Raw genomic sequence first — 3,694 nt, forward strand, 5'->3', positions numbered from 1 at the left:
CCTGCTCTATCCCGACCTGCGCCAGTGGTTCGAGACGACGGGCAAGGGCTCGGCTCAGGCAGCTGGCCCGGCGGCGCAGGCGGCTGATGCCGCCATGGAGGTGGCCCCGACGTCAACGATCACCCCGGCTGCCCTCGATACGGCTCCTGCTGGCCTGACCCCGGTTCCCGTCGCGGTCTCCGGCCCCGGCGCACCGGGAGCAGCAGGTGCTCCGGTGCCTTCCAGCGCTGCCTCCGCTTCCCAGGCCTGGAGCGGCCAGCCGGTCGCCGGCGCCTCCGGTCCGGGTGAGCCGCCACAGCCGGGTACGAGCACGCGCCTGTCGCGCCAGCGGGCGTGGCTCGCGGCCGCCGTCGTCATCCTCCTGCTGGTGCTCGTGGGCGGTGGGACGGCCTGGTACATGTCCAGCCGCGACCGGGGCGCTGAGGTTGCCACCGGCTCCTCCGGGCAGGACTCCGGCGTGCAGGACGAGTCCGGCCAGGACTTCTCGGGTGACGCCAGTCAGTGCTCGCAGGACCCGGACCTCACGGTGACGGGCGTGGAAGACACCGCCTCCGGTCTGCGCGTGAGCCTGGAGGTGTCCGCGGCCTGTGAGAGCGGAGACGTCCTGTCTGGCGCGCAGAACCTCCTCACCCTCTACGCTCCCTCCTCTCCGTCCGGCAGCGGTGGGGCGGACAGCGTTGTTGCGCTGGGGCACGTGGACTTCTCAGCCGCGCCGGTGGGGGTGGCGCCCCAAGGCACGCCGGTGGCGGTCACCTTCGCCTCCTCGCAGTACTTCCGGCCTGCCGCCGAGCTCAGTCCCTCATCGATGAAGGCCGTGCTCTCGCTGGACCGCTCGGGTGCTCAGAGCACGGCGCTGGCCTCCCAGGAGACCTCCTTCACTGCCTCAGCCACGGCCGATGACGCCGCCCAGGCGGACTCTGCGGCAGCCGCGGCCCTGACCTGGCAGGAGACCAAGGATTACGACACGATCGTCTCTCGCGTCAACGGGATGTGGGTTCCGCAGATCTCCTCCAAGCGGCCCGGTCTCGTCCTCAATGGTGAGACCTGGGACAACCGGATGGTGTGGGAGCACTACCTGCGGACCCGGGCGGTCTACCCTGACGCGCTCCTGCTGAACTCGGACAGCTGGTCAGTCTTTGATGCTGGCGGGCACTGGTGGGTCATCATCGTGGCCGAGCCCTACTCCACCCCGGAGGGTGCTAACGGCTGGTGCGACGCGCAGGGCATCTCCAAGGACGACTGCTTCGCCAAGCAGATCTCCGTGGGCGGATCTTCCAAGGGCACGACCAAGCTGCGCTAGCGGCAGCCAGATCGGTGTCACGATCCCGGGTGATTCTCCCCGGCAGGGCCTTCCGCCGCGTAGATAGGACCGCGGTTCCGCAGAGATCCGCGGAAGCACGCACCTGTTGGAGGCTGCCCCGGGCGAGGGCTTACGCAATCGCCCGGGATTGTGACAGCGGAGTCCTAATGCTGCGCCTTGAGCGCCAGCACTCGCCGGGCGGCGGCCGCGACCTGCTCGGCGAAGGCCGGATCTGCCTGAGCCTCAGCGATGAGCGCGTCCAGCATGGCTGGGGCGACGGAGGAGTCGGCGGCGGCCAGCACAATGTCGCAGCCCGCGCGTACAGCGAGCACCGCACGCCGGGCCGGCGTCCAGGCCTTGACCTGTGCGGCCGCGGCAACGTCATCGGTGATGACCACGCCCGTAAAGCCCATCTCACCGCGCAGCAGCTCGGTCACCACGGTGGGGGAGAAGACCGCCGGGGCCTCAGGATCGATGAGTGAGTAGAAGGCGGAGGAGATCATGACCACCTCGGCGCCGGCAGCGATGACCTGGGCGAAGACCTCGAGCGCCGCATCGCCACGGGTGGTGACGGAGTCCGTGACCTGCGCAGTCACGTCCGTGTTGCCGATGGTGCGTCCGAGCCCCGGGAAGTGCTTGATGACGGGGACCACCCCGGCTTGAGTCATCCCGGCGTTGAAGGCCACCACGTGCTCGGCGACGCTGCCCGCCTCCGATCCGTACTGACGGTCCCAGTGGCCGATTGGGGCGTTCGAGCTCGGGTCAGCGATGTCAACGAGGTCAGCCACCGGCGCCAGGTTCATCGTCACGCCCGCCGCGGCGAGCTCGGTGGCCCAGCCCGTCGCCGCCGTGCTGAGCTCGGCGGCAGGCCAGGAGCCCTGCGTGGTGGCCTCGGGGATCTTGGTAAACCCGGCGCCGGACAGGACCTGAACGTTGCCGCCCTCCTGGTCCGTGGCGACGAGGAGAGGCACGCTCGGACCGGCGGCTGCGGCGCGGGCCGTGAGCGCGTCCACCAGGGCGCGGGTGGCCGTGACCCCGGCGGAGGAGCGGCCGGCCAGGAAGACTCCGCCCACCTGCCGAGCGAGCAGGGAGTCGAGCGCTTGGGCACTGCCGGTGGCTGGCAGGCCCACCATGAGCAGCTGGCCGGCCATCTGCTCGATGCTCCACCCTGCCACCGGGTCGGCACCGACCTCGGGGGAGGGGGTGGTCTCGGGCGTCGGGACGGCCGATGGTGTCGCGGACGCGGTGGAGGGCTCCGGAGCCGCTGTGGGCGTGGGGGCGGACTTGCGCGGCCAGGCCAGCACCGCTGTAGTGCCGGCGGCGGCCGTGGCGATGAGGGCTGTGGCGCCGAGCGCAGCACGGCGGGACAGGCGGGAACGGGAATGGGCCGATGGGGAAACGTGCCTCATGGCAGCGACCTTAGCCGGCTGGAGGTGCTACTCCCAGCCGAGTTCGTGGAGTCGGTCGTCGTCGATGCCGAAGTGGTGGGCGATCTCGTGGATGACGGTCACTGTGATCTCCTCGACCAGCTCCTCGCGGCTCGTGCACCAGCGCTCCAGGGGACCTTTGAAGATGAAGATGCGATCGGGCAGGACGAGGGACCAAGAGGTGTCGCGTTCGGTCAAGGGGACGCCGTCGTACAGGCCGAGCAGCGTCGGGCGGCCGAGCTCGTCATAGTCCTCGCGGCGCAGCATGTCCGGCTCGGGCTCGTCCTGGACGAGGATGACGACGTTGTCCATGGCCTCGGCGAGGTCGGGTGGCAGGCTGTCGAGAGCGTCGCCAACAGCGTCCTCGAAGTCAGCGTCAGGCAGGTGGACCGGGCTCATGTGTCCAGCCTGCCACGAGGTCGGGGCGGGGCTGGCGGGGACGTGGTCTGAGCCTCCGTCTCAGGGCGCTGGCGGCGTGAGCGTGGGCAGGTGGTGGGGTCAGTGAGTTGGTAGTCGAGGCAAAGCGCGGTATTGCGCCACTTTCTCGCGGTGAGCAGCGTCACGGCATTTTGATTTGCGTGAGCGCCGACCGGCCCCTTAGTGTTCTACCCGGTTCGAGGCGCGACGACGCCAAGGGCACCAGGCCCCCATCGTCTAGCGGCCTAGGACCCCGCCCTTTCACGGCGGTAGCACGGGTTCGAATCCCGTTGGGGGTACGGCTCGTGCGAGTGAAAACGGCTCGCAAGAGCAGGGCTTCGTGCCACACGAGGCCTCGTGGCGCAGTTGGTTAGCGCGCCGCCCTGTCACGGCGGAGGTCGCGGGTTCAAGTCCCGTCGAGGTCGCGGAAGCGAGTCGGCCCGGTCATCATGGCCGGGCCGACTCCATCCAAGGCTCTGTAGCTCAGTTGGTAGAGCGTTCGACTGAAAATCGAAAGGTCACCGGATCGACGCCGGTCGGAGCCACCGCG

General features: G+C 69.7%; 2 protein-coding genes, 3 tRNA genes and 1 pseudogene. 4 read left to right on the forward strand and 2 right to left on the reverse strand.

Features of this window, described 5'->3' with window-relative positions; translation table 11 throughout:
• Window positions 1-1,300: pseudogene (locus tag HMPREF0058_RS02690) on the forward strand (hypothetical protein); the annotation flags it as partial.
• Window positions 1,301-1,464: 164 nt separating this feature from the next.
• Here HMPREF0058_RS02690 and HMPREF0058_RS02695 read toward each other — a convergent pair.
• Both HMPREF0058_RS02695 and HMPREF0058_RS02700 read right to left on the reverse strand, forming a co-directional pair.
• On the reverse strand, window positions 1,465-2,709 hold the full coding sequence (locus HMPREF0058_RS02695) for a glycoside hydrolase family 3 N-terminal domain-containing protein (protein ID WP_006548142.1): 1,245 nt from the start codon (window positions 2,707-2,709) through the stop codon (window positions 1,465-1,467).
• Between the two features lie 27 nt (window positions 2,710-2,736).
• Window positions 2,737-3,126 carry a metallopeptidase family protein gene (locus HMPREF0058_RS02700; RefSeq protein ID WP_006548143.1) on the reverse strand — a complete coding sequence of 130 codons (390 nt, stop codon included), beginning with the start codon at window positions 3,124-3,126 and terminating at the stop codon, window positions 2,737-2,739.
• Window positions 3,127-3,370: 244 nt separating this feature from the next.
• Here HMPREF0058_RS02700 and HMPREF0058_RS02705 point away from each other — a divergent pair.
• From HMPREF0058_RS02705 to HMPREF0058_RS02715, 3 genes are all read left to right on the forward strand, one after another.
• Window positions 3,371-3,443 (forward strand) — tRNA-Glu (locus tag HMPREF0058_RS02705).
• A 52-nt stretch (window positions 3,444-3,495) separates the two neighbouring features.
• Window positions 3,496-3,569, forward strand: a tRNA-Asp gene (locus HMPREF0058_RS02710).
• 47 nt (window positions 3,570-3,616) lie between these two features.
• Window positions 3,617-3,689: transfer RNA gene (locus HMPREF0058_RS02715), tRNA-Phe, on the forward strand.
• Window positions 3,690-3,694 lie beyond the last annotated feature (5 nt).

The organism is Actinomyces urogenitalis DSM 15434 (assembly GCF_000159035.1).
GTDB lineage: Bacteria > Actinomycetota > Actinomycetes > Actinomycetales > Actinomycetaceae > Actinomyces > Actinomyces urogenitalis.

Coding starts and splice junctions, on each gene's coding strand:
- HMPREF0058_RS02695 (WP_006548142.1), bottom strand. CDS start 2,709: ATGAGGCACGTTTCCCCATCGGCCCATTCCCGTTCCCGCCTGTCCCGC.
- HMPREF0058_RS02700 (WP_006548143.1), bottom strand. CDS start 3,126: ATGAGCCCGGTCCACCTGCCTGACGCTGACTTCGAGGACGCTGTTGGC.